Source organism: Bradyrhizobium sp. CCGB12 (assembly GCF_024199845.1).
In the GTDB taxonomy this organism is placed as follows: Bacteria; Pseudomonadota; Alphaproteobacteria; order Rhizobiales; family Xanthobacteraceae; genus Bradyrhizobium.
The window spans coordinates 5,037,643-5,064,529 of record NZ_JANADO010000001.1; the positions used below are offsets into that span (position 1 = coordinate 5,037,643).

Genomic DNA, 26,887 nt, shown 5'->3' on the forward strand with positions numbered 1-26,887 from the left:
CACCTGCTCGATTGAGAGGTCTTGCTGGAGATGGCATGTACGCTGCGAAGGCGTGCCCATTTCCTTCTATCAGAACCGGATGCAGTGCAAGCCGGGGCCCCCAAGCACTTGTACTGTGGTGGCGTCCGATGAGCAGGTTTGCGTATCGTATTATTGGGATGTCGATCTTAATGGAATGCCGTCAAATCCGCTCGGTGACACGGCCGCTATGCCTCCGTTGGCGACGGTTGCAATCCCAAGATCTCGCGCTCCGCTGAGCGCGAGGCGTGGCGAAACTCGGAATTTCGCCTCATCGGGTCGAATAGAATCCGCCGGTTCGCGATGCCTCAACCGCAACAGCTAGGCTTCTGCGGACGTCTGCTTGTGATCCTAAGACGAAGATCGCGAACACGCGGGATGTCAGCAGTTGAAGCCAGACCGGACGGGCCGAGAACGCGGCTCGACGCGATTGACCCAACTCGGACCTCGCCATCTAAAAGTACGTTAAGTACGCGCCCAATAGCGGACATTCGAATTGACGACCGAAGTGCTTACCCTCTTGGGTGCAGAGAGTGGACAGCGCTACTCCTTAGGCGTCACAGATTTACAGATCTTATTCGTTACCTTGGACCGATGGAAGTTGCGGGAGCTAATCGGTAGTCATAAATAATTGCGCTTTGCTCTGGACGCAACCTTAGAGGCGAGCTCAGCGGGCATCTCCGGATCATCGATCTAAGTGCTGATTGCGATCGTCCCATCTGGTTAGCACGGGCGGTCGCATGACAATTCGGTGAGCAGTCCCTTGGCTTCCTTGAGATCGGGCGTATCGAACCCTTCAGTGAACCAGCTATAAATTCCTGCGAGAAGATTTCGACGAGTGTCGGTGAAGCGTCCCTCTTCATGCCACAATCGCGCGAGACTGATGGCAGCCCGCAATTCGAAAGACTTGGCATTCTGGTCACGGGCGATTGCAAGCGCCGCCTGGAAGTGGCCCTCCACCTCGGCCGGCGAGGCGCCCTGCATGCGCCGGAGCTCGCCCTCTATTCGCCTGAGCTCCGCCTCCCAAGTGTGTTCGTCGATACGCGCTACCAAATCCTTGGCTTCCGCGAGTGCGGCCAAGCCTTCTTCGGTGCGCCCCTGCTTCAGGGAGGTCGCGGCCAGCATGCACAGGTATCGATTCTGCCACCAACTGACACCGATGGCCAGGCGTTCCTTTGAATTCTGTTGCATCAGCGCGAGACCCTCCGCGCCGGCTCCTGCTTCAGCTATCGCCCAGCCCCTCAGGATCAGTCCGCTGAACCGGAAGTAGCGCAGGTTGTGCTGATCGGCGAGTTCGATAATCGCGTCGGCATGAGCGCGCACGGCGCCTGAGTCGAAAAGTAGTTCGTCAAGTCCAGCTCCGCTATAAATCTTCACGTGGGTGTTGAGAGTGGCCTGGTTTAAGTCGGACGCGTATTCGAACGCTTTTCCTTGCCACGTTCGCGCCTGCTCCGGATACCCTAGAATCCAGCAAATGACGGGCAGATATGCGATCGCATAAAATTTCGGATCATGGATGTAATGCACTGGCGGCGGGCGATGCCGGCTCGAATCATAGATCCGGAGGATCGTCTCGAACGCGGATCGGGCCTCGTCGAACGCCCCGAAGTGCATGGCGTTCAGCCCGGCTAATCGGTGACTCACCAGCTCAAGCGCTTCATCGGCCATTTGCTTGGATGTGCGTCGTGCCTCGTCGGCTAGTTGCCGCATCAAGTAGTGATCGCCCCGCACGCCGTGAAAGGCCCACTGACCGCTGAGAGTTGCGAACAGGGCGCCCGCGTCCCTGAGTCGTTCTCCTAAAAGGCGTGCGCGGCTAAAGGCTACACCTGTTTCCGGAGCCGCGTAGCCGTAGACGGCGATCAGCGGCGTGCCGATCGTGCTCTGTACGTTGAGCTCCTGCCGATCACGCTCAGGACTCTCCGGAAGCATTTTCAGCGACTCGAGCGCGCGAGATAGATGCCTAATCGCCTCCAGATTGGCGGAGCGCTCGGCGCTTTGTCTTCCCGCCTTGAGCCAATAGCCGGCGGCATGGTTCGGTTTCTCCGCTTCGGAAAAGTGGTGTCCCAACACCTCCGGTTCGCGAGCCACCCGATCCGCAAAGCGCTCTTCGAGCACCTTCGCGATCCGCGCGTGAAATTGCTGTCGCGTTCGGCGCAACATGGTCCCATAAGCAGCATCTTGCACGAGTGCATGCTTGAACAGGTAGGATGCCTCGGGCGCCGTACCGCGGCTGAAGACCAGCCCCGTTGCGGTGAGTTGGCTTACACCGGCGCGCAAATCCGGCTCCTTTAGCGACGACACCGCAGCCAGCAGTTCATAGGAGAACTCTCGCCCAATAGTCGCACCGATCTGGGCAAGCTCCTTTGCCGGGCCGAGCCGGTCGAGGCGAGCCATGAGCGATGCGTGCAGGGTAGCGGGAATAGTGTGCGAGGGCGTCGTGGACAGTGTACTTGCCGCTTCGGGTCCGTGGACGCCGGCTTCGACCACGGCCTTCGTTAACTCCTCGACAAAGAGCGGCACGCCATCCGTGCGTTCCGCAATTTCATTGACTATTTCCGGCGGCATTTCCCTGTTGCCCGCGATCGTTTCGATCAGCGCAGAGACATTGTTCTGATCGAGCCGCCCCAATGCCATCATAGTGACGTGCGGCTGGCCGACCCAGGGTGGGTCGAACTCGGGCCGGAAGGTCATGAGCAGCAGCGCCGGTAATCGGCGGACAAGCTCAACTGTCCGATCCATCACCTCGAGGCTCGTCGGATCGCTCCAATGCATATCCTCGAAGATTTGCAACACAGGCTGCTGCTTAGACAGACCGTTGAGCTGTCGCAGAAGCGCGTCAATCGTCTTCTGCTTACGCTGTGGTGGGCTAAGGCGGAGCTCCGGATACCCTCCGATATCGGGTAACAACAGCAAGTCGGCAATGAGTCGGTTGTCTTCTGCCGCAGTCGTTGCACGCGAGAGCAGAGCATCGAGCTTTTCTGCTCGTGTCCGCGCGTCATCGTCACGCTGGAATGCGGCGGCTCGTTCGAGCTGATGGATGAGCGGAAAGAATGCGCTATCCGTGTGATGAGGCGAACAAAAATAGCGCAATCGGGTGTGTGGTTCCTTGCCAATCCGTCCGAGAAGCGCGGCTGCTACGCGCGATTTGCCGATTCCTGCTTCGCCAGATATCAGCACAACTTGGCCGCTGCCGCCCTTCGCCCTCTCCCATCGACGAAGCAGTAGTTCCATCTCCTCATCGCGACCGACGAGCGGCGTAAGGTCCGTCGCGTGAAGGGCCTCGAATCGACTGTCAACGGCGCTCAATCCATCGACTCGGTATGCATGGACAGGTTGGGCAAATCCTTTGACCTGCACTTTTCCCAGGTCGCGGTATTCGAACAAATTTCCGAGAAGCAGGCGTGTCTGAAGGCCAATCACGACAGCGTCAGGCTCTGCCAAGGCTTGCAGTCGAGCGGCCAGATTTGGCGTTTCGCCAACAATCCCGCGCTCTTGCACCTCACCGGCCCCGATCAGATCTCCGATGACCACGAGTCCAGTTGCGATGCCGATCCGCACTTGAAGCCGGCGAGGTGATTGGAGCTGGCCGACCGCCTCGACCAAGGCTAGGCCACTCCGCACGGCTCGTTCCGCATCATCCTCGTGCGCCTGCGGGTAACCAAAGTAAATCAAGACGCCATCGCCCATGTACTTCGCGACATAGCCGCCCAAACCGCTGACTGCTTCTGCAACACACCTATGATACGCGTTGATCACGTCATGGAGGTCTTCAGGGTCGAGCTGGGTCGCGAGGATAGTAGAGCCGACAAGATCGCTGAACATCACTGTGACTTGCCGGCGCTCCGCCGAGGATGTTAACGGCACGATTGCTTGCGGCGGCGGCGTTGCGGGTATCTCTACCGATGCGATGGATATACCGGCCTTCAGCTGGTTGCCGCATTTTCCGCAGAACTTCGCGTGTGGAGGATTCGAGTGGTTGCAAGACGGACATGCAACGGGCAAAGAGGCACCGCACTCAATGCAGAACTTACAGCCGTCCGGAACGACCGCTTTGCAGGTCGAACACTCCATACGACACCTAATTCAGATTTGGCCGGTCGCGAGCCTGAGAGGGCGGCACTGACAGAGCGCTCCGATCGGGGAACTCCTGCAAGGCGGCCGCCAAATCTGATTCAACTGCGCGGCAAGTCGGCTCCACGCCGGCGCCCCAGCTCTCTTGCCCGCAAATACCCGCGTGCCGGGCGCCGCCCCGCTGCTTACGACGCGAAACTTTCAGTTAAAGGTATGCAACCTCAGCTTGAGCGAGCCATCAGCCTGGCGCTCGAAGACGTGTGTAGCAATGCCGCCGAGAGCCTGCGGCGCGCCGTCCGCTCCCTTACCCTTGGCACTCCAGTTCGCTGTTGCATAAACGATCTTATCATCCCCACCAGCGTCGATAATATCCAGTGTGTGGTTGGTAACACCGTTTGCAAAGAAACCGGCGAAGAACTTCTCGATTTCAGCGGGCCCAGACACGACCGCGTGGGTCGGCGGCAGAATCTTGGCGCTCGGGAGGTACGCGGAAGCAACGGCCTTAGCGTCCCCCTTGTTGAAGGCTGCGTTGAATGCCTCGTAAGCCGCGGCAACATCGCTCTTGAGATCGGCCGCGTGCGACCCAATCGGATTGGCCATCATCACGCAGCAGATTAGCGCAAATACCTGAGCAAGGCGCATGGAACCCTCCCTCGGTCGGCTTTAGAGCCTATCGAGTCGCACCCAAAACGGTCCATCCGGGAAAATACGGGACGCCTTCAGCGCTTTAGCACTGGTTAGGCTCCAAGTCCGACACGCTGAGAACCGGCGATCGCCGTTCGCAAGGCCCCCGCCGGAGAAGGTCGGAGCTATTTTCGAACGATAGCTTAAGACAGCACGTATCCTATGTTGAGGAGCTTTCCTTTGGAGTAGGCCCTTCGACTGCGAACAAAATTGGCGGCGACGACGGCGGCGTCGGAAAAGTTAAGGTCTATTCAGCCGCGATACGAGCGGCACATGAGGGACCAAGCTACCTCAGCCGGCAGGATCAAAAAATAACCACAGGTTTTTCGCGAATTGAGGCCGCCACCAAGGCAACCCCTTATCTTCCAATGTTTGCTATGTCTCCGATAGTGATGCTTTGGACGGCTCCATGGGCCATCAGCCACGCCGGACTTTTCGCCAACGTCCGCTATGTGGCCATAACTATCAATCCATGCATGTGCGGATGTGGCCCCCTTGCCGAAGGTGTCTCTGTTCATCGGAATGTCGGTTCATAGAGGTAGAGCGGACATCGCTTCGGCGTCGGCGGCTTGTGGACCCAAAGGAGACGCGGTTTCCTAAAGACGGAGACAGGCTGTCATTCGGCGTCCAATCTTTGCCGATTGACACGACCTTTAGTGGCAATTGAGTGCTAAATTACCTGCCGTCAAAGTCCGGACAACCTTCAAACGAACGTCACGCCGATTCTGAAGGGGGCTCGCCAGACCACGCGACAGGGCAATTTGAGAGCAGAGCCCAATATGATCAATGCGAAGGCGACAGGTATTCGGCCAGTCGATTCCTGAAGTTGCAGCGCTGCACCCGACGTCGAGATATTGCGGATCATGCAAGGGATTTTATCGCGCCTATACTCGATCTGCACTGGCATTGCCACTCGGAAGCGTGGTGCACGCCGGGTCTCTACCATTGGCTCCAGGGTCCAATTCAGCCCCTAAAATGATCCGTATTCCTCGCGCTTTGATTTATCCAAAGCAGTGCCGCACGGCTATCCAACCAGAGAAGCTGGTCGTCCTCCCCTTCACCAAGAGTCATGTGCAACAGAAATGAATTCTCGTCGTATCGAAATAGCGTGTCGCGCGCCTGACACTCAGTCAAGGTCTGGACATCGAGAAAGGAATACTGATGCGTTGCGACTAGCCTCATGTCCCGGACCCTTTCAACCAGGTCATCTTCCAAACAGATCGGCGTCATCGCCGGGAACGGCGCAGCGTTAGGTATTTGTCGCTCCGGTGCTGAACCAGGTAACGGGCTTCCTCTACAGAAGTGGCCAGGTCTTCCGCGTGGCGAGCAAGCTGACGGATATTCGGATCATCTGCGAAATCGCGGAGAATGTTCCGAACGCACTGATTGGCAAGATCGAGAATCCATAGAGCGCGACGCATGTCATCTCGGGTGCGCAGGTTCTCTCCGTCCAACTCCGACAATACATTTGTGAGTCCATTTAGCCGAACGACAGCGACATGCGGCGCGGGGCGCGGGAAATTCATGATGTCGGACTCATTGTCCTCAAAAAATTCAAATATGCGTCGAGTATTATGATAAACATTAAATAGATTCTTAAAGATGTTTAGAGAATTGCTATCTATTTTTTGCACATACGATTCTGACCGAAAGTCGTGGCAGATCCCGCCCTGAACCGACCAGATCGGCTGGCTCCGCCAGCGTCCCCCGGTAGCCCTTAGCGGACCTCAGACCACCGAGTTGCCCCTGAGGTAGCGCACAGGCTCGTTGACAGCTCGCTAAGCTGCGCCATATCCCGTCAATGGCGGCGCGTGATTGTACTCCGCTGAAGTCGAGCTACCGCAGGAAGGCGGCGTACACAACCGGCCACGTAGCCATTAAAACCCGGGATCACCTCTGACAACCCATAAGCCTATTGCGCGCGCCTCATCCTTCAGCGCTCGACTTGAGCGCCGAACGCGGGATACTTTGCTACCGCGCAGGCCAATCGCATTCGGCCGTAAAAGGCCGCGCATTCCTGTGCATCTGCCGGCTTGGCCGCCCATACAAAGCAGCAAAAAGAACTCGGCAAGAGCGATGCATCTCAATTCCCAGAACCGGATTGAGACAACACGAACACAAGCTCAACCTTGAGCGGCAAGCGAATTTCGACGCGTATTCACGAATGTTGCACCGTTAGATGTGGAGGAGAAAGTCCTGACTGGTCAGTGTATTCGCAGTTACATTGCTCAAAACAATTTCCATATCCGCCGCCCCCTGATTCTGCGCTACGGTCGAACTGTTGACGTAGACGATCGTATTCGCGCCGCTCTGAATCCATCCGATACTATGCGCATCGATTTGGGCACTCCCGCTTAGCAAGCCCTGGACGCTCGTCACTCCCGCGATCGCCGTAGTATCGATGGTGTCTGCAGCATGAACGAAATCACTGATTGTATCGTGGTTTGCAATCGTAGAATCGGAAACCGCAGCGAAGACGAATTGGTCGCTTCCCGCTCCTCCTATCAAGGTATCGGCGCCTCCTCGTCCCTGGATCACGTCGTTTCCTGCCTGCCCATCTAATGTGTTGCTGCCGGCGTCGCCGAAAATGAAATCTGTGAAAGCCGAGCCCCTGACGGCATTCACGCCGACAAATGAATCTGTTCCGGTGCCTGCGAGATCCCCGGAGGCCGTCCCGTGGGAGTTACCGGCGGCGAGGTCGACCGTCACCCCATCCAGCGCATTGTAGAACGCAATGCGGGTATTACCATTGCCGGTAATGGCATCATTGCCGTCCATTCCCTCGAACTCGTTGAGGGTGCCGAAATCGCCGGCATTTGCACCTGAGGTGCCAAAGTTGGTTGCGGTGAGAATATCGTCGAAGTTTGTGCCGCGGATCGCCTCGATTGATCGGAGAGTGTCTGTTCCGATCGAAGCGTCGCCGGTCACCACGCCGGAAGCCATATCAACTTGGATACCTGACGTAGAACCGTCGTTGTTATAGAAGGCCCTGTCGAAACCAGCTTTACCGTCGATGAGGTCATTGCCGCCGCGACCGGCGAAATCCTCCGCTGTACCGTTGGGATTGTTGGAGCCGGTGATGGTGTCGGCAAATGATGACCCCGACACCGCGCCAACGCCGGAGAAAGTATCGGTGCCGACGGAGCCATCGCCGGTTACGGAGCCCGACGCGCCGCTGGTGGTGCTGGTCCAGCTGTTGAGACCGAAAATGATCGTCACCGGACCGGTCGCATTGGCGTAGGTCAGACGCGTGTTGCCATTGCCGGTGATGACATCGTCACCACCAAGCCCCTCGAACTGATTGAAGCTGCCGTTGTTGCCGACGTTGAGAGCGCCTGCGAGGCCGTAGCCCGTGGCCACATAGGTATCGGCAAGGGCGGTTCCCTGGATCGCTTCGATCGAACGCAGCGTGTCCGTGCCGATCGAGGAGTCACCGGTGGCGGTGCCAGTCGCCATGTCAATGGTGACACCGCCGGTCGAAAGGTAGATGTTGTTGTAGCTGGCAGTGTCAAAGCCGCCGCGACCGTCAATCGTGTCGTTGCCGCCAAGCCCGGTGAATGTCTCGTTGATGCCGCTACCGGACAAGGAATCAGTGAACATCGTGCCCATGACGGCATTGACGCCTGTGAACGTATCGCTTCCGACCGTGGAATTTCCGGCAGCAGTGCCGGTTGCTATGTCCACAACAACGCCCGCGGTCGCATTGTTGAATCCGATGCGTGTGTTGCCGTTGCCCGTGATGATGTCGTTGCCGCCCTCGCCGGTGAACTCGTTGAAGGTGCCCAATGATCCAGAGTTCGTGCTGGTGCTGCTAAACCCGGAGGCGTTGTAGGTATCGGCGAAATTGGTGCCGCGGACGGCTTCGATCGACACAAGTGTGTCGGTACCAACACTGGAATCTCCTGTCAGGGTGCCAGCCGCGAGATTGACCGTGATCCCTGACGTGGTGGCCGGATCGTTATTGTAGTCGACGCGGTCGAAGCCGCCGCGGCCGTCGATCACGTCGTTATCAGCAAACCCGGCAAATACCTCGAGCGTGGCGAATCCGTTGTTGCTTCCGAAAAGGGTATCAGCGAGCGAAGAGCCCCAGACTGCAAGAATCCCCGAGCCAACAAAGGTGTCGTGACCGACGGTTCCATTTCCATCCGCGGTTCCGGCGGCGATATCGACGGTCACGCCGGCGGTGGCGCTCACATAGGAAACCCGCGTCAGGGCCGCGCCCAAAACGTTCACGGCGCTTAAAATGGTATCGTTGCCGCCGCGGCCCTCGAACTCGTTGAATCCGATGGGTGTACCAGGAGTACCGGTGATCCCTACGAAGCCGGACGCATTGAATGTGTCCGCAAAATCGCTGCCAACCGCGCCTTCGATAGCCACTAGCGTGTCGGTCCCCACGCCCGGACCGGATGCCGTTCCTGCCGTAAGGCTCACGGAGATCCCACCGGTGGCATCGGTGTAGACAGCGCGGTCGAAATCGGCCCCGCCATCGAGCAGATCGTTGCCGCCGAACCCCTGAAGCCGATCATTTCCTGCAAGACCGGAAATTGCATCCGCTTGACTCGTTCCGAGCAGCACATCCGAGCCTGAGGTCCCGTTAGTGCCGTTAGGAAAGACGAAGTCGCTTTGCTGGAGACTTGTTACACCTATCAGCGTCAGAGTATTTCCGCCGCCGAAATTGATGATGGTATTGCCGGCACTCACCGTCGATTTCGCTTGGACGTCTGCGAGCGTGAAGATGCCGGACATCCCTGTCAGGTCGATGGTGTCGCCCTGGGTACGGTCAAAGTCAGTGATGGTGTCTGCTCCGCCGCCATCGGCATAGACGAAAGTGTCAGAGCCGTTGCCGCCGGTCAGGGTATCGGCCCCGGCGCGGCCATCGATCCGGTCGTTGCCGTCCCTGCCGTCGAGTGCATTGGCGTTGGCGTCGCCGAGAATGACGTCGCCGAAAGTCGAGCCACGGACGGCGTTCACGTCGGCGAACGTGTCTGTCCCGACATCTGCGAGGTCACCAGCGACCGTCCCGTGGGAGTTGCCGGCGATGAGATCAACGGTCACCCCATTCTGGGCATTGTAGAATGCGATGCGGGTACTGCCATTGCCGGTGATTGAGTCATTGCCGGCCATTCCCTCAAACTCGTTGAGAGTTCCGAAGTCGCCGAGATTTGGCCCGGAGACGCCGAAATTGGTCGCGACATACGTGTCGGCGAAAGCGGTCCCGCGGATCGCCTCAATTGATCGGAGGGTGTCTGCTCCGATCGAAGCGTCGCCGGTCACCACGCCCGAAGCCATATTGACTTGAATACCTGACGCAGAACCGTCGTTGTTGTAGAAAGCTCGGTCGAAACCAGTTTTGCCGTCGATGAAGTCATTGCCGCCGCGGCCGGCAAATTCTTCCGATGTGTTGTTAGGATTGTTAGAGCCGGTGATGGTGTCGGCAAATGACGAGCCCGATACCGAACTGACGCCTGAGAAGATGTCGGTTCCTACGGATCCATCACCGGTCACGGTGCCCGACGCGCCGCTGGTGCTGCTGGTCCAGCCATTGAGACTGAATGTGATCGTCACCGGACCGGTCGCATTGGCGTAGGTCAGACGGGTATTGCCGTTGCCGGTGATGACGTCGTTACCGCCCATCCCCTCGAATTGATTGAAGGTGCCGTTGTTGCCGCTGTTGGCATAGGGAAGGCCGGTAGCGGGGTCGATCGCGCCGGTTACGCCAAAATTAGTCGCGTCATAGGTGTCGGCAAAATTCGTGCCTTGAATGCCTTCGATTGAACGCAAGGTGTCGGTGCCGCTCGAGGCATCGCCGGTCACCGTTCCAGCGGCGAGATGAACGCTGATCCCACCTGTCGTGAAGGAGAGGTTGGCATATTGCGCTGTGTCGAATCCGCCCTTTCCATCGATAAAATCATCGCCGGCAAGGCCCATGAAGTTCTCGTTGGCGCCGCTGCCCGAAAACGTGTCGGCAAAGATCGAGCCCATGACGGAGTTGACGCCGGCAAATGTGTCGTTACCCACCGAGCCATCGCCGATCGCAGTGCCCGCGAGAAGATCGACCGTCACGCCGGCAGTTGATTGTGTATATTGAAGTCGGGTGTTGCCGTTGCCGAGGATGTTGTCGTTGCCGCCCATGCCTTCGAAATTGTTGAAGGTGCCGCTCGATCCGGCATTGATGCTGGTGCCGCTAAAACCAGTGGCATTGTAAGTATCAGCGAAGTTGGTGCCGCGGACGGCTTCGACTGAACGCAGCGTATCGGCCCCGATCGTCGCATCGCCAGTGACCGTTCCGGCCGCAAAATTGACGGTTATACCGGTGGTTGTGGTGACATCGTTGCTATAGACGGCGAAATCATAGCCGCCGCGGCCATCGATCAGATCGTTGCCGGCACGAGCGTCATATTGCTCGAAAGTGCCGTTCGGATTGTCGCTGCCCCGCAGCGTGTCTCCAAACGCCGACCCAATGACCATATTGACATTGGTGAAGGAGTCATTGCCGACTGACGCATCGCCGTTCGTCGTTCCCGCGGCGAAATCAACGACGACTGCCGCTGTCGCACTGACATAAGAAATGCGGGTCAGAATCTCTCCAGAAGGATTGACCGTGCCAACGATGATGTCATCTCCGCCCATGCCTTCAAAACTATTGAAGCCTACCGGCGTACCAGGGACTCCGGAATTGCCGCTGAAGCCGACCGCCGAGTAATGGTCGGCAAAGTTGCTGCCCTGGATAGCTTCGATGCCGACCAAAGTGTCGGTGCCGACACTTGGACCCGTTACGGTCCCTGCGGTCAGATCGGCGGTGATAGCCCCGGTCGCGTCGACGTAAACCGCCCGATCAACGCCCAACAAACCGTTGAATGTGTCATTACCGCCGAAGCCCTGGAATGCATCGTTCCCGGCAGTCCCGGTCAGGCTGTTGTCGCCAGCGTCGCCGAGAATGGCGCCGGGCACACCCACAAAATAGACCACCGCGCTGTTGGTCGTGGTGTTGCCGGCGGCATCGCTTACCCGTGCCGTGAGCGAGTTCGCTCCGTTGTTGAGCGTGACCGTGCTGCTCCAGCTGCCGTTGCCCTGCACGATGGCGGTGCCGATCGTGGTGGCGCCGTCCAGGATGGTGACGGTGGCGCCTGCGTCGGCGACACCCACCGTGCCAGTGATGGTCTGGCTGGCCTGGTTGACCGGCCCGCCTGGGCTGGTGATCGCAACGGTGGGCGCCGTCGTGTCCAGGGTGAAGCTCAGTGACGCAGTCGTCGAACTGTTGCCGGCGGCATCGCTGAACTGCGCAGAGATCTGTTTGGCGCCATCGGCGCCGAGATCGCCGGCAGCCACCGTCACGCTGACACTCCCGGCCGTCACGTCGGCTGCCGTGATCACATGCGTGACCGGATGCGCCAGCGGCGAGCCGCCCAACAATAGCTGCACTGTATCGCCGATGGCGGCCGCCGGGTTCAACGCCACCGTGAAGCTCGGCGAGATCGCCGAGGTGATGTTATCCGTGCCCGAGATCCCGCTGTCCGAACCGGTCGTCAGATCCGGCGTGCCGCCGCTCGGCGCCGTCGTGTCCAAGGTGAAGCTCAGCGACGCCGACCCGGTGTTGCCGAAGGTGTCGGTCTGGCTCGCGACGACGGTGTGCGGTCCATCGGACAACCCGCTCGGCGTAAACGACCAGGCCCCTTGCGCGTCGGTGGTCACCGTCGAGGTGCTGAGAACGCCATCGATCGTCAGATGCACCACGGTGTTGGCAAGGCCGGTGCCGCTCACCGTAGGATTGGCGGTGACGTGGTCGGTGACTGAAGTGCCGGTGTCGGCGGCTAATACCTCGGTCACGGTCGGGCCGACGGTGCTGAGCGTATAGACCACCGCGCCGCTGGTCGTGGTGTTGCCGGCGGCATCGCTCACCCGTGCCGCCAGGGAGTTGCCGCCCTGGTTCAATGTGACCGTGCTGCTCCAGGCCCCGTTGCCCTGCACGATCGCGGTGCCGATTGCGGTGGCGCCGTCCAGGATAGTGACGGTGGCGCCGGCATCGGTGACACCGACGGTGCCCGTGATGGTCTGGCTGGCCTGGTTGACCGGCCCGCCGGCGCTGGTGATGGCGACGGTCGGCGCCGTGGTGTCCAGCGTGAAGCTCAGCGCTGCGGTCGTCGAACTGTTGCCGGCAACATCGTTGAATTGCGCAGAGATCTGTTTGGCGCCATCGGCCCCGAGATCGCCGCCAGTCACCGTCAGGGTGACACTGCCGGCTGTTACGTCAGCGGCCGTGATCACATGCGTGACCGGATGCGCCAGCGGCGAGCCGCCCAGCAACAGCTGCACCGTATCGCCGATGGCATCGGTCGGATTCAGCGACACCGTGAAGCTGGGTGAGGTCGCCGACGTAATATTGTCCGTGCTCGAACTGCCGCTGTCCGAGCCCGCCGTCAGGTCCGGTGCACCGCCGGCCGGTGCCGTCGTGTCGAGGGTGAAGCTCAGCGAGGCCGAGCCGGTGTTGCCGAAGGGATCGGTCTGGCTGGCGACGATGGTGTGCGGTCCATCGGACAACCCGCTCGGTGTGAACGACCAGGCCCCTTGCGCATCGGTAGTCACCGTCGTCGCGATCGGGCTGCCGTCGATGGTGAAATGCACCACGGTATTGGCGAGGCCGGTGCCGTTCAGCCCCGGGTTAGCGGTGACGTGGTCGGTGACTGAACTGCCGGTGTCGGCGGCTAAGACCTCGGTCACGGTCGGGCCGACGGTGCTGAGCGTATAGACCACCGCGCTGCTGGTCGTGGTGTTACCGGCGGCATCGCTCACCCGAGCGGTCAGCGAGTTCGGGCCGTTGGCGAGCGTGACGTTGGTGCTCCAGCTGCCATTGCCCTGGACGATGGCGGTGCCGATTGCAGTGGTGCCGTCCAGGATGGTGACCGTGGCGCCGGCATCGGCGACGCCGACCGTGCCGCTGATGGCCTGGCTGGCCTGGTTGACCGGTCCGCCTGAGCTGGTGATCGCAACCGTCGGTGCCGTCGTGTCGAGCGTGAAGCTCAGCGAAGCCGACCCGGTATTGCCGAAGGTGTCGGTCTGGCTGGCGACGATGGTGTGCGGTCCATCAGTCAGCCCGCTCGGTGTGAACGACCAGGCCCCTTGCGCATCGGTGGTCACCGTCGCCGCGATCGGGCTGCCGTCGATGGTAAAGTGCACCAGGGTGTTGGCGATGCCGGTGCCGCTCAGCGCCGGGTCGGCCGTGACGTGGTCGGTTGCCGATGTGCCGGTATCGGCAACCAGGACCTCGGTCACGGTCGGACCGGTGATGCTGAGCGTGTAGACCACCGCGCTGCTGGTTGCGGTGTTGCCGGCCGCATCGCTCACCCGTGCCGTGAGCGAGTTCGCTCCGTTGTTCAGCGTGACCGTACTGCTCCAGCTACCGTTGGCTTGCACGATCGCGGTACCGATCGCGGTGGCACCATCAAGAATGGTGACGGTGGCGCCGGCATCGGCGATGCCCACCGTGCCGGTGATGGTCTGGCTGGCCTGGTTGACCGGCCCGCCTGTGCTGGTGATGGCAACGTTCGGTGCGGTCGCGTCCAGGGTGAAGCTCAGTGACGCAGTCGTCGAACTGTTGCCGGCGGCATCGCTGAACTGCGCAGAGATCTGTTTGGCGCCATCGGCGCCGAGATCGCCGGCAGTCACCGTCAGGCTGACATTACCGGCCGTCACGTCGGCGGCCGTGATCACATGCGTGATCGGATGCGCCAGCGGCGAGCCGCCCAGCAACAGCTGCACCGTATCGCCGATGGCATCGGTCGGATTCAGCGACACCGTGAAGCTGGGTGAGGTCGCCGACGTAATATTGTCCGTGCTCGAACTGCCGCTGTCCGAGCCCGCCGTTAGGTCCGGTGCACCGCCGGCCGGTGACGTCGTGTCGAGGGTGAAGCTCAGCGAGGCCGAGCCGGTGTTGCCGAAGGGATCGGTCTGGCTCGCCACGATGGTGTGCGGTCCATCGGTCAGCCCGCTCGGTGTGAACGACCAGGCCCCTTGTGCATCGGTGGTCGTCGTCGCCGCGATCGGGCTGCCGTCGATGGTGAAGTGCACCACGGTGTTGGCGAGGCCGGTGCCGTTCAGCCCCGGGTTAGCGGTGACGTGGTCGGTGACTGAACTGCCGGTGTCGGCGGCTAAGACCTCGGTCACGGTCGGGCCGACGGTGCTGAGCGTGTAGACCACCGCGCCGCTGGTCGCAGTGTTGCCGGCGGCATCGCTCACCCGAGCGGTCAGTGAGTTGCTGCCCTGGTTCAGCGTGACCGTACTGCTCCAGCTGCCGTTGGCTTGCACTATCGCGGTGCCGATCGTGGCGGCACCATCAAGAATGGTCACGGTGGTGCCGGCATCGGCGACGCCCACCGCTCCGGTGATGGTCTGGCTGGCCTGGTTAACCGGTCCGCCTGCGCTGGTGATAGAGACGGTCGGCGCCGACGTGTCCAGGGTGAAGCTCAGCGATGCCGACCCAGCGTTGCCGAAGGTGTCGGTCTGGCTGGCCACGATGGTGTGCGGTCCATCGGACAACCCATTCGGCGCAAACGACCAGGCGCCTTGTGCATCGGTGGTCGTCGTTGCTGCGATCGGGCTGCCATCAATGGTGAAGTGCACCACGGTGTTGGCGAGGCCGATGCCGCTCAGCGCCGGGTTGGCGGTGACGTGGTCGGTTGCCGACGTGCCGGTGTCGGCGGCTAAGATCTCGGTCACGGTCGGACCGATGGTGCTCAGCGTGTAGACCACCGCAGCGCTGGTCGTGGTGTTGCCGGCGGCATCGCTCACCCGTGCGGTCAGGGAGTTCGGCCCGTTGTTGAGCGTGACGCTGGTGCTCCAGCCGCCGTTGCCCTGGACGATGGCGGTGCCGATCGCGGTGGTGCCGTCCAGGATGGTGACGGTGGCGCCTGCGTCGGCGACACCCACCGTGCCAGTGATGGTCTGGCTGGCCTGGTTGACCGGCCCGCCTGGGCTGGTGATCGCAACGGTGGGCGCCGTGGTGTCGAGTATGAAGCTCAGCGAGGACGACCCGGTGTTGCCGAAGGTGTCGGTCTGGCTTGCCACGACGGTGTGCGGTCCATCAGTCAGCCCGCTCGGTGTGAACGACCAGGCGCCTTGTGCGTCGGTGGTCGTCGTCGCCGCGATCGGGCTGCCATCGATGGTGAAACGCACCACGGTGTTGGCAAGGCCGGCGCCGCTCAGCGCCGGGTTGGCAGTGACGTGGTCGGTCGCCGACGTGCCGGTATCGGTGACCAGGGTCTCGGTCACGGTCGGGCCGGTGGTGCTGAGCGCATAGACCACCGCGCCGCTGGTCGCAGTGTTGCCGGCGGCATCGCTCACCCGAGCGGTCAGCGAGTTGCTGCCGTTGTTGAGCGTGACCGTGCCGCTCCAGCTGCCGTTTGCCTGCACGATGGCGGTGCCGATCGTGGTGGCGCCGTCCAGAATGGTGACGGTGGCGCCGGCATCGGCGACGCCGACCGTACCGGTGATGGTCTGGCTGGCTTGGTTGACCTGCCCGCCGGCGCTGGTGATCGCAACCGTCGGTGCCGTCGTGTCGAGCGTGAAGCTCAGCGAGGCCGACCCTGTATTGCCGAAGGTGTCGGTCTGGCTGGCTACGACGGTGTGCGGTCCATCAGTCAGCCCGCTCGGTGCAAACGACCAGGCGCCTTGCGCATCGGCAGTCACCGTGGTGGTGCTGAGGACACCATCGATTGTCAAATTCACCACGGTGTTGGCAAGGCCGGTGCCGTTCAGCGCCGGGTTTGCGGTGACGCGGTCGGTGATTGAAGTGCCGGTGTCGGCGACCAGGGCCTCTGTGACGGTCGGGCCGACGGTGCTGAGCGTATAGACTACCGCGCTGCTGGCTGCGGTGTTGCCGGCGGCATCGCTCACCCGTGCAGTCAGCGAGTTGCTGCCCTGGTTCAACGTGACGGTGGTGCTCCAGCTGCCGTTGCCCTGGACGATGGCGGTGCCGATTGCGGTGGCGCCGTCCAGGATGGTGACGGTGACGCCGGCATCGGCGACGCCGACCGTACCGGTGATGGTCTGGCTGGCCTGGTTGACCGGCCCGCCCGCGCTGGTGATGGCAACTGTCGGTGCGGCGGTGTCCAGGGTGAAGCTCAGCGATGCCGAGCCGGTGTTGCCGAACGGATCGGTCTGGCTCACCACGATGGTGTGCGGTCCGTCGGCCAGCCCGCTCGGTGTGAACGACCAGGCGCCTTGCGCATCGGTAGTCACCGTCGTCGCGATCGGGCTGCCGTCGATGATGAATTGCACCACGGTGTTGGCAAGGCCGGTGCCGCTCAGCGCCGGGTTGGCGGTGACCTGGTCGGTGGCCGACGTACCGGTGTCGGCGACCAGGGTCTCGGTCACGGTCGGGCCGGTGGTGCTGAGCGTATAGACCACCGCGCTGCTGGTGGCTGTGTTACCGGCCGCATCGCTCACCCGAGCGGTCAGCGAGTTCGGGCCGTTGTTGAGCGTGACGGTGGTGCTCCAGATCCCGTTGCCCTGGACGATGGCGGTGCCGATCGCGGTGGTGCCGTCCAGGATGGTGACGGTGGCGCCGACATCGGCGACGCCCACCGTACCGGTGATGGTTTGACTGGCCTGGTTGACCGGTCCGCCCGCGCTGGTGATGGCAACTGTCGGTGCGGCGGTGTCCAGGGTGAAGCTCAGCGAGGCCGAACCGGTGTTGCCGAAGGTGTCGGTCTGGCTGGCCACGATGGTGTGCAATCCGTCGGCCAGCCCGCTCGGCGTGAACGACCAGGCGCCTTGCGCATCGGTGGTCACTGTTGCCGCGATCGGGTTGCCGTTGATGGTGAAGTGCACCGCGGTGTTGGCAAGGCCGGTGCCACTAAGGGCAGGATTAGCGGTGACGTGGTCGGTTGCCGACGTGCCGGTATCGGCGATCAGGGCCTCGGTGACGGTCGGGCCGACGGTGCTGAGCGTATAGACTACGGCGCTGCTGGCTGCGGTGTTGCCGGCGGCATCGCTCACCCGTGCAGTCAGCGAGTTGCTGCCCTGGTTCAACGTGACGGTGGTGCTCCAGTTGCCGTTGCCCTGGACGATGGCGGTGCCGATCGCGGTGGTGCCGTCCAGGATGGTGACGGTGGCGCCGACATCGGCTGCTCCGACCGTGCCGGTGATGGTCTGGCTGGCCTGGTTGGTCGAACCGCCTGCGCTCGTGATGGCAACGTTCGGTGCGGTCGTGTCCAGGGTGAAGCTCAGCGAGGCCGAGCCGGTGTTGCCAAAGGGATCGGTCTGGCTCGCCACGACAGAATGCAATCCGTCAACCAGCCCGCTCGGCGTGAACGACCAGGCGCCTTGCGCATCAGTGGTCGTCGTGGTGGTGCTGAGAACACCGTCGATCGTCAGATGGACCGCGGTGTTCGCAAGTCCGGTGCCGTTCAGCGCCGGATTAGCGGTCACGTGGTCGGTAGCCGAGGTGCCAGTGTCGGCAACCAGGGCCTCAGTCACGGTCGGGCCGGTGGTGCTGAGCGTGTAGACCACCGCGCCGCTGGTCGCAGTGTTGCCGGCGGCATCGCTCACCCGAGCGGTCAGCGAGTTGCTGCCCTGGTTCAGCGTGACCGTACTGCTCCAGCTGCCGTTGGCCTGCACGATGGCGGTGCCGATCGTGGCGGCACCATCAAGAATGGTGACGGTGGCGCCTGCATCGGTGACGCCCACCGTGCCGGTGATGGTCTGGCTGGCCTGATTGACCGGCCCGCCCGCGCTGGCGATCGCAATCGTCGGTGCCGTCGTGTCGAGTGTGAAGCTCAGCGACGCCGACCCGGTATTCCCGAAAGTGTCGGTCTGGCTCGCCACGATGGTGTGCGGTCCGTCGGCTAGCCCGCTCGGTGTGAACGACCAGGCGCCTTGCGCATCGGTAGTCACCGTCGTCGCGATCGGGCTGCCGTCGATGGTGAAGTGCACCAGGGTGTTGGCGAGGCCGGTGCCGCTCAGCGCCGGGTTGGCGGTGACGTGGTCGGTGGCCGACGTGCCGGTGTCGGCGACCAGGGCCTCGGTCACGGTCGGGCCGGTGGTGCTGAGCGTGTAGACCACCGCGCTGCTGGTGGCTGTGTTACCCGCCGCATCGCTCACCCGAGCGGTCAGCGAGTTCGGGCCATTGACGAGCGTGACCGTGGTGCTCCAGGTCCCGTTGCTCTGGACGATGGCGGTGCCAATAGCAGTGGCGCCGTCCAGGATGGTGACGGTGGCGCCTGCATCGGCGACGCCCACCGTACCGGTGATGGTTTGACTGGCCTGGCTGACTGGCCCGCTCGTGCTGGTGATCTCGACCGTCGGTGCCGTCGTGTCGAGGTTGAAAACAACGGGGACGCTCGTGGTAACGTTGGCGCTAGGATCCAAAGCCACGATGCTGTGGTCGCCGTCTCCTGCCAACGTAACCGCTATGCTCCAAACGCCGCCTGAGCCAACAGTGACCGTTCCAATTTGCGTGGTGGCACCGTTATAGGTGTCATACAGCGTCACTGTGCTTCCAACGAAGGACGGATCAACTGTTCCGCTGATCGTTTGATTTCCTTGGTTGATTGGGCCGCCTGCACTGCTGATAATGACGGGGCCGAACGAAGCCACGAGAACGGCTTGCGATGTATCCAAAGTGGGGACGAGCGGTTTTGATGCGGACGTAGAACCTCCCGTGATGGAGGCGAGAGTCACAGCAACCGGAGTGATCGATCCCGCACCAGCTTGGCCTTTTATGTCGTCCGCGATAACAGTGGTCGGAGCTTCAGTGGGTGATGGTGGGGGACTCCCAGCGAACTTCTGCAGCGACTTTGTATCGACATCTCCTCGCTTGCCGTCGCTAGGGGCCGGAGTGTCTGGAGCGATCTGCTTCCCGATATCGTAGGTCGTTAATACCTGCTGAAAAACGTTGAATTCCTGCGCAACCTGGCCTGGGGTCTTGCTGACAGTTTGGGTGACCACCTCGAAATTGGCGGTCGGCGTGATCGTTAGCGATGGACCGTCGCTGGTAACTATCCCGATTGGTTCTCCCGCGACATAAACACCTTGAAGCAAACTCGTCGGATCGCATTTGTACACCTGCACGGAATGAACGCGGCCATCTTGCTGATCAGCGACGGAAACCGAGACTTTTCCATCCACAGCATCGACGCTGAGAAGGACGGCAGTACCGCGAATTCCAATCACGGCTGTAGGTGTCGCGACCTGCATGTCACCCGTTTTGGCAACCTGGCCAGCGACGAAACTGGCGGCACCTTGGATGAGAGTGAACATCGAATGGTTCGTGCCACTCGTCAGACTAACTAAGGTACCGCTCGCGCTACTCTGCCCCTCATATCCCAATTCGTTCAACATGAAGCGAGCATTGGCGCTGAGGTTGAACGTGGTGCCGTCGATCAGAACGAGACCGAGGGTGGAGCTACTTCCAGTCTGCACGACATCGTTCTGATAAACGACGTCTCCATTATTTGCCTCGATCGTAACGCCGTTGCGAACGATGCTGGCGCTTCCCGTTACAGTCGCGACACGGCCAATCACCTTTCCGGCGGCGGCATTTCCTCCGGCTTGCGCAAAGGTTTGATAGCCGGTGAGGGCTTCAACAACTCTCGCATCGAGCAGCGCGCCGTCCGCCGAGCTGAGCGGCGAACGCTTGTCACCTAGAAAGTAATTGGGGATCGTGATCCGATGGTTAGGATCGGAAATGATGAGGTCATGGCCCGAACGTGCATATTCCCCTGAGAAAAGGAGATGCGCGTCGGGAACGATGAGTGCGTGGGCTTTGGCAGGCTCAGGGAATCTAAAGGACCCCCAAGCCACCTCAGATCCGGCAACATCCTTTTGGCTCAATGGGGTATTCAAACCAGCGCCCCACCCGTAAATTTGCAATTTAAATAATTAAATGCTAATAACACCACAGAAATTTAATTAAAAGAGCTTTTTTGATCTGCGCTGCAACCCTGAAGCCTGCAGCGGTTGACCCGCGATAATCACGCCGACCTCGTAAGAGTCACGCTGGTCTGCGGCTGACATTACGATTCAGCCGACACGCGCTGGGCCCAACTCGCATGGTACAATCAAGAGCGTTTCGTCGCGTGGACCTGTTCGAGGTGCGCCGTCAGCTGGTGCGCGCCCGGAATCGGCATTCCAACAACAGAGACATTGTAAGGCGTATCAACGGCCTGCTATGCCGAATCTATCACTTGGATGCGATTGACCCCAAGCAAGGTCAGCGAATCCGAAAAGCTGTTCAATTTGTGCTCCGAGGTACATCCAAGGATTAGTAGACCAACGTCCGGTGTCACAGATCCTTACGGCCCCGGCGCTCAGCCATCACATTGGAGCGGGTGCTTGCGCGGATTCTTTCGCTCGCCAAGCGTATCCTTGCGCATCTCGGTCAGCGGGCAATTGCGAAGGGACCTCAGGTTGACCGCCGTTGGCAGTTGTTGCCGGGTTGACACTGGGCTGGGGGTTACGTGCCTGATCGGCAGCATCAGCCTCCCCGACCAATAGAACCTGTAGCCGCTCCATGGCCGATCGTTCTTCGGTCAAGCGCCTCTCAATGTACTGCCGCTCAACCTCGGTCAGCGATGTTTGGAGCAGTCGAATGTACCGCTCGATGTTCTTCCGATGGGTCTGGAAACGGACAATCTCTATGTCGATCATCTTCTATCCGGCGAGGTGGAATACAATTTCGAAAACAGCTCTCGAAGGCGCCGATTAAAAAAAATTGAATTTAGAATAGCATATTTAAAATGGCAGAATACTTCGCGTGAATCAAGAGGCGCTCTGTGTTCATTGCATTGAGCCGGATCTTTTTGGGTTTGCGCGAATTCGAATTTCTCATACTCTTCTCATATTGAAATTTGAAATTTTAATCATGGGGCAGCGTTATGTCGAGTGCGATTGAGTTGATTGTTGACGGCTTCACTCGGCTGAAAGACCAACAGTCGCTCGAAGCTCTCAGGATGCATCGCCGGCGGTTGGCCGCTGATCTAAAGGCCAGAACTGGTTTCGATTGCCGATCATCTATCGTCCAAATCGAGCAGGACATCGCTGCCATTGAGGCGGGGCTGCAGACGCTTTCTGGACCGATCGGCGGTTGATGGGGCAAGCGGGGGGACGCGAGAAAAGGCCGAGGGAGATATGCTCCAGCCTGAGAGCGCTGAGTGGCCGTCGGTTTACGATGGCGGACCTTTGAGATTTGGAGCAACCGGCCCAGGAGAGCGCTTCGGCGCCCGCTCAATTTTCTTGGACGGCAGGTCGCGAGACATCCCACGCTGCACTTGGGCTACCGATGATTTGGAGGCGCGGGCAACCAGCCACAGATCGTTTCCGCAAATGGCGCATTCGTAAAGCTTCAGCTCGTAGTCGCGCGCAATCGGAAAGAGCGCCTTGAGCGTTCGGGCTTGGCTACAAATCATGCATCCGGCTTCGCCGTTCACGATAATTTTCCAAAGCGCAAATGGGTCACATAATGAGTAACAGAATCTGAGTCTCAATCAGAGAGCAAGGCGAAATCTCGAGCTGTCAATCGGCTTGCAATTGTTGCAGGCCGAATGAGATCGCGGATTAGCGCCTCGGCACCCTCACTTCGTCCCAGTTCACGATGTGCTCCAATAGGCCCACAATGATTGCTCGAAATAGCTGGACTTCTGCGCCGACCGGAGCGTGCATGCGGCGGCTCAAGTCTCTCAACGGAGTCCGACCGCCAATGAAATCGGAAATCGTCGAACCAACTATCAAAGCGTGCCTTGCGGAAATCCACGCCAAGCTGAAGGCGGCCGAACAGGTCGCCAAGGCGGCACATGCCTGCGCGGAGGCAGGTGGTGTGACCGAAGCAGTCCGAGTCTCAATGGATATCGAGCAGCTTGTCTACGAAGCTGGTCGGCTTCACGATGCCGCCCCCCTCCCTGCTCGAATGGAGCGCGATTAAGCAGGACTGAGATCCTCGCCCTTGGCGCGATGGGCAGGGCATAGGGATCGCAGGCTCTCTAAATGGATAGAGCGGTCCGCCCGTCGCTTTTGTCATCCCTGTTTCAGCCAGCGCTTCAGGACACGCCGTTGGGCGGCCCGGGCCGGCCTCTCATAGCGCGCCAATCCGACAAGACGCTTCGCTAATTTCGGGTTCGGGCATTCCGACAACGCAGCAAGCATGTCGTGGCGAGCCTGCCGGATGCGAGCCAGCCACAACTGGGCACGGACAAGATCATCGGTGTCGACTGGGCTCAGTTGCAACGCGAAGCCTGCCGTGATCGCGCCAAGTGATGCGCTTGAGCTGACATCGTCCTCCAATTTAAGACGGGAAAGCCCGTGTTGACGGGCGTTACGGCTCGACCTCGCCTTGCCGTCGCCTGTCTTCGGCCCCGTGCTTTGCTTGGCGTTCCGCCGGTTCGCTTCGATCTTTCGTTCTGACGTCATGCGCCGCGCTCGCTTATGCGTGCTTCTCCAGTCAGGTTTCGCTCGATCCGTCCAAAAGTTCAACTGTTCCATTGCGAGGTATCGTATCGTTGGTGAAGGCAACCATCCAAGTTTTGGTTCTTACACTGTCTCGATGCTGAGCGGATGGTCGATAAAAACTGTCGGGCAACTACCCGGCGCTTTCAGCCAAAGATTCGGCCGGCTGAGGATTTGCTATTTCTTCGGCCTTCTAAAAAGGCTCTTGATGACGCTGATCGCCCAGACCACCGGTGTTGTCGGCGACGACTTGCGCGGCGGAATCACAATCAGCACAAAGAGCAGGTTCAGCAGAAGCCAGCTGCCAACGATCAAATAGACCCGCATGAAAAATCCCGGGAGAATAAATAATCAAAGGGTCAAATGAAGTTCCGAACGATTTGATTGAAGCGCAGGCGGGACGCCAGTTCAAGTCTTCGGCCAGCGCGCTGCAGACGGTCTGGACCGGAGTGTCTTTGATCTCGGCCGAGGAGCCTCGCAAACCGACCAACGTTGAGGGCTCTGGCGGAGGAAGCCGGCCTCATCGCTGGGTTGAACCGGGGAGTAGCAAAGCCGAGAGGCCGTCCTGCAGCTCGTCGCCTTCGGTCCCCCACGATTTGGCTTTGATTGTTACTTTGCATTGGGGTGCCGGACCGGCGCTCGCGGCGCAGATTTTGCGGCGATGAGCAACAAGATTGCTGCAGAAAGGACTGGCGTTCCCCTGCGATTGGAGCGTTACTGAGTCGGCCGGGCGCGATGGCGGTACCGGTATCTCACCTCGCGGATGCGGGGCTTCAGGCAGTGCGGCGACAAGCGCCGCTGTTCTTGGAGTAGGAGATACCCGTGCGTAGCGTACAGAGTGACGGCGTTGCCGAACCACAGCATCAGATCATCAGATTCAATCCGAATGACCGGCGGCATTTCATTGGCGGCTCGGATGCCCGCATCATCATGGGAGATGACCAGGGTGCCCTCACGCGGCTGTGGCGAGAGAAGCGTGGCGAGGTCGAGCCGGAAGAGCTCTCCGACAACCTGATTGTTCAGCTCGGCACCGTGACCGAAGTTCTGAACCGCGCTTGGTATCAAAAGTCCTCAGGACAAACCATCAAGGACATCCAAAAGCGTGTTCGTCACCCGGTCCATAAATGGATGGCGGCAACGTTGGACGGGATCGTCGAACAAACCGGCGCAGTCTTTGAGGCCAAGTTCATGCTGCCATGGGCGTTCACCGAGGAAGCCGCGGCCGAGAAACACATGGCCCAATTGCAGCACAACATGTGGGTGACAGCCACCCGTAATTCCGTGCTCTCCATCATCACAGGGGGCGGCAAGTGGGTCGAGATCAAAGTGTACGCTGACCCGCTCTACCAACATCTTCTTCTGACAGCCGAAAAGAAGTTTTGGCGCTGCGTCCAGAGCGGCGAGCCGCCCATGCTCTTCAACATTGAGACGCCTCGGCCAAGGCTTGAGGCGGTGAAGGTCGTCGACATGTCGACTTCCAACCAATGGGCAGAGCTGGCGGGCACCTATTTGCGAACTCGGGACGCACACGGAGAGCATGAGACCGCTAAGGCGGACCTGAAGAAGCTCGTGCCGGAGGATGCCAAGGAGGCCGCCGGGCACGGGATCAAGGCCAAGCGGTCCAAATCCGGGGCGATCAGCTTCGAAGCCCAAGCGGTGGAGGATTCCCATGCATCAGTCCAGTGAGCGCATCGGAACCATCGCAGCTGCCCTCGCCCGGGCCCAGGCCGAACTGACGAATCCGGAGAAGACCCTGACCGCCGTCATCCGGTCTCCCTTCCCCCGGGAGGATGACCGAACCTTCCGCTACGCCTCGCTGGCCTCGGGCCTGGACATCGTCCGCAAGACGCTCAGTCAGCAGGAGATCGCCACCATCCAGACGACTCGGACCGAGCAGGCAACTGGCCAAATCCACCTCACCACTCTGCTTGCCCACGCATCAGGAGAGTGGATCTCATCGGACCTTCCGGTCTGCCCCAGCAAGGACGTTGAGGCACCGCACCGGATGGGAGCAGCGCTCACCTACGCGCGCCGGTATGCGCTCTTTGCCCTGGTCGGAATCGCCGGTGAGGACGATTTGGACGCGCCCGACGTCGCGATCGAGCCTCCTGCGGCCCCTGATCCGCAACCCGCGCCGGGAACCAGGGAAAAGCCACCTAAGGCCGTCCTAAAGCGGCCACCAGTCCTGCCACCCGAACGCTCTGCCGAGCTTCTGGACCGGCTGTTGGGCGAGCTTACTCTCCAGGTGGGCGACAGGCTGCTTGCCTGGGCCAAGATCACCCTGCCCCTCAAGAACACTCTTCTAGCGGCGGACGCCCGTGTTCTCGAGGCCGCTTACCAGAAGAGGTTCGAGGAAGCCGCCCTTCCCGACATCTATTTAGCAGACCAGCGGCCCGTGTCAGCGGTCGAACCGACTCTAGCTGACGAATATCCTCTGGAGATAATCAACGACGTTCACGCATCTGCCAACGCTTCTCCCGAAGAGCACGTCGGTCTCGCCTTCCCAAAAGAGGCGCCTCGAAGACGCAGCAAGGATCACCTCGCCTTTATCCGCAGCCAAGGTTGTCTGGTCTGCCAGAAGACTCCCGCCGATGCACATCACCTGAAGTTCGCCCAACCACGGACCTTGGGACGCAAAGTCAGCGACGAATTCACCGTCCCCCTGTGCCGATCCCATCACCAGTCCCTGCACCGACACGGCAATGAAAGAGCCTGGTGGACCAATCTGCAAATTGCGCCCTTGCCGATCGCAAAGGAGCTTTGGGACGCCAGCCCTATCCATCTGGCCAACGTAGCAAACGCCGCTAGACCGACGTCACGCTCACTATCGGAGGCGCCAGGTCAATGAATGGTCCTGTCAGCCTAGCTCAACCTCAGCCGGCGAGCGTCTTGCCGTCTCAGTTCGAGGCACTGTGTCCCCCTCCGCAGCTTCTGCCCGGAGAAAACATCAACCACTATCACGCGCTTCAGGGCGCAATCTTCAGCGACCTCGAGCCTCAATCAGCGGTCGAATGGCTGCTCGCCATCGACATCGCCGAACTCTCTTGGGAGATGCAACGCTATCGGGTGTTAAGACATAGAGTCTTGAACACCTACCGCCAAAAGGCCATCGAGATGACGCTTCGTCGCGTCGACGTGGCGGGCATCGCCCCGGACTTCCGGGACATAGCCGAAGTCTACACGTTCAATAACGCCCTGGATTGGCAACTTGACGCTTCTGCTGCGCTCGATATCGAAGCCCGACTTCGATCGTTCGGCTTCGATCAACATGCTATCAGCATGGAGGTGTACGTTCAGGCGCGCGAGATCCTCATACTTTTTGAATCACTCCTGAACGGAGCACAGCTTCGACGCCTAATGTTGCTGAAGGAGGTTCAGAATCTTCGACGACCAAATATGGCTCGTCTTGCGCATCGTGGTCCCAAGGCATCAAAGTGCCTGGAGTAGCTCGTGCAGATGAGGCGTTGATCGTCGAGCTTCTATTCGCAAGATGCGAATTTGGGCAAGCTGAGCAAAGAGCAAAGCCCTTACCATCACGCCCGGTTCACAACATCCAGGACATCCGCATGCTGGATCGTGCGCCCTCCGCATAGCTGAGCGAATGCCTAGCAACGGTGAGGGGTCCTGCGGATTCACAAGAGCCTGCAGACGTACCAACATGCGCATCCCCTCCCGTAAA

General features: G+C 60.4%; 14 protein-coding genes. 5 read left to right on the top strand and 9 right to left on the bottom strand.

The genetic code is table 11. The annotated features are described in order from the left end of the window. Positions 1-741 precede the first annotated feature (741 nt). From NLM27_RS23505 to NLM27_RS23530, 6 genes are all read right to left on the bottom strand, one after another. Positions 742-4,089 (bottom strand): adenylate/guanylate cyclase domain-containing protein, encoded by a 3,348-nt coding sequence (locus tag NLM27_RS23505; protein WP_256570013.1) that lies wholly within the window; start codon positions 4,087-4,089, stop codon positions 742-744. A gap of 201 nt (positions 4,090-4,290) precedes the next feature. Then, positions 4,291-4,731 (bottom strand): nuclear transport factor 2 family protein, encoded by a 441-nt coding sequence (locus NLM27_RS23510; RefSeq protein WP_254145590.1) that lies wholly within the window; start codon positions 4,729-4,731, stop codon positions 4,291-4,293. Between the two features lie 745 nt (positions 4,732-5,476). After that, positions 5,477-5,719, bottom strand: coding sequence for a PilZ domain-containing protein (locus NLM27_RS23515; RefSeq protein WP_256570014.1), 243 nt, complete (start codon positions 5,717-5,719; stop codon positions 5,477-5,479). A 280-nt stretch (positions 5,720-5,999) separates the two neighbouring features. Next, complete coding sequence (locus NLM27_RS23520) at positions 6,000-6,407, bottom strand: globin domain-containing protein (protein ID WP_254145592.1); 408 nt, start codon at positions 6,405-6,407, stop codon at positions 6,000-6,002. Between the two features lie 541 nt (positions 6,408-6,948). Further along, entirely contained in the window at positions 6,949-20,601 is a 13,653-nt protein-coding gene (locus NLM27_RS23525) for an Ig-like domain-containing protein (RefSeq protein ID WP_254145593.1), read from the bottom strand. A 483-nt stretch (positions 20,602-21,084) separates the two neighbouring features. Then, positions 21,085-21,417, bottom strand: a complete 333-nt coding sequence (locus tag NLM27_RS23530) for a hypothetical protein (protein WP_254145594.1) — start codon at positions 21,415-21,417, stop codon at positions 21,085-21,087. 227 nt (positions 21,418-21,644) lie between these two features. Between NLM27_RS23530 and NLM27_RS23535 the strand changes: the two genes are divergently transcribed. Beyond that, positions 21,645-21,857 carry a hypothetical protein gene (locus NLM27_RS23535; protein ID WP_254145595.1) on the top strand — a complete coding sequence of 71 codons (213 nt, stop codon included), beginning with the start codon at positions 21,645-21,647 and terminating at the stop codon, positions 21,855-21,857. A 75-nt stretch (positions 21,858-21,932) separates the two neighbouring features. Here NLM27_RS23535 and NLM27_RS23540 read toward each other — a convergent pair whose 3' ends face one another. Beyond that, complete coding sequence (locus tag NLM27_RS23540) at positions 21,933-22,196, bottom strand: hypothetical protein (protein ID WP_254145596.1); 264 nt, start codon at positions 22,194-22,196, stop codon at positions 21,933-21,935. 269 nt (positions 22,197-22,465) lie between these two features. Here NLM27_RS23540 and NLM27_RS23545 point away from each other — a divergent pair, with 269 nt between their 5' ends. After that, on the top strand, positions 22,466-22,687 hold the full coding sequence (locus NLM27_RS23545; protein WP_254145597.1) for a hypothetical protein: 222 nt from the start codon (positions 22,466-22,468) through the stop codon (positions 22,685-22,687). A gap of 92 nt (positions 22,688-22,779) precedes the next feature. On the opposite strand, the gene NLM27_RS23550 is transcribed toward NLM27_RS23545, so the two are convergent. Next, positions 22,780-23,172 carry a hypothetical protein gene (locus NLM27_RS23550; protein ID WP_254145598.1) on the bottom strand — a complete coding sequence of 131 codons (393 nt, stop codon included), beginning with the start codon at positions 23,170-23,172 and terminating at the stop codon, positions 22,780-22,782. Positions 23,173-23,385: 213 nt separating this feature from the next. Continuing rightward, positions 23,386-23,535: a hypothetical protein gene (locus NLM27_RS23555; RefSeq protein ID WP_254145599.1), complete on the bottom strand. Its 150-nt coding sequence runs from the start codon at positions 23,533-23,535 to the stop codon at positions 23,386-23,388. Between the two features lie 495 nt (positions 23,536-24,030). Between NLM27_RS23555 and NLM27_RS23560 the strand changes: the two genes are divergently transcribed. Genes NLM27_RS23560 through NLM27_RS23570 form a run of 3 tightly spaced genes read left to right on the top strand, consistent with a single transcriptional unit; the run spans position 24,031 to position 26,655 of the window. After that, positions 24,031-24,894 carry a YqaJ viral recombinase family protein gene (locus NLM27_RS23560; RefSeq protein ID WP_254145600.1) on the top strand — a complete coding sequence of 288 codons (864 nt, stop codon included), beginning with the start codon at positions 24,031-24,033 and terminating at the stop codon, positions 24,892-24,894. Continuing rightward, entirely contained in the window at positions 24,878-26,056 is a 1,179-nt protein-coding gene (locus tag NLM27_RS23565; RefSeq protein ID WP_254145601.1) for an ERF family protein, read from the top strand. The genes NLM27_RS23560 and NLM27_RS23565 overlap by 17 nt, the downstream gene beginning before the upstream one ends. Beyond that, positions 26,053-26,655, top strand: coding sequence for a hypothetical protein (locus NLM27_RS23570; RefSeq protein ID WP_254145602.1), 603 nt, complete (start codon positions 26,053-26,055; stop codon positions 26,653-26,655). Before NLM27_RS23565 ends, NLM27_RS23570 begins: the two co-directional genes overlap by 4 nt. The last annotated feature ends 232 nt before the right edge of the window (positions 26,656-26,887 follow it).

Bases quoted from the DNA above. Each gene is read 5' to 3' on its own strand.
- NLM27_RS23505 (WP_256570013.1), bottom strand. From the start codon at position 4,089: ATGGAGTGTTCGACCTGCAAAGCGGTCGTTCCGGACGGCTGTAAGTTC.
- NLM27_RS23510 (WP_254145590.1), bottom strand. From the start codon at position 4,731: ATGCGCCTTGCTCAGGTATTTGCGCTAATCTGCTGCGTGATGATGGCC.
- NLM27_RS23515 (WP_256570014.1), bottom strand. From the start codon at position 5,719: ATGGTAGAGACCCGGCGTGCACCACGCTTCCGAGTGGCAATGCCAGTG.
- NLM27_RS23530 (WP_254145594.1), bottom strand. From the start codon at position 21,417: ATGATCGACATAGAGATTGTCCGTTTCCAGACCCATCGGAAGAACATC.
- NLM27_RS23535 (WP_254145595.1), top strand. From the start codon at position 21,645: ATGTCGAGTGCGATTGAGTTGATTGTTGACGGCTTCACTCGGCTGAAA.
- NLM27_RS23545 (WP_254145597.1), top strand. From the start codon at position 22,466: ATGAAATCGGAAATCGTCGAACCAACTATCAAAGCGTGCCTTGCGGAA.
- NLM27_RS23550 (WP_254145598.1), bottom strand. From the start codon at position 23,172: ATGACGTCAGAACGAAAGATCGAAGCGAACCGGCGGAACGCCAAGCAA.
- NLM27_RS23555 (WP_254145599.1), bottom strand. From the start codon at position 23,535: ATGCGGGTCTATTTGATCGTTGGCAGCTGGCTTCTGCTGAACCTGCTC.
- NLM27_RS23565 (WP_254145601.1), top strand. From the start codon at position 24,878: ATGCATCAGTCCAGTGAGCGCATCGGAACCATCGCAGCTGCCCTCGCC.
- NLM27_RS23570 (WP_254145602.1), top strand. From the start codon at position 26,053: ATGAATGGTCCTGTCAGCCTAGCTCAACCTCAGCCGGCGAGCGTCTTG.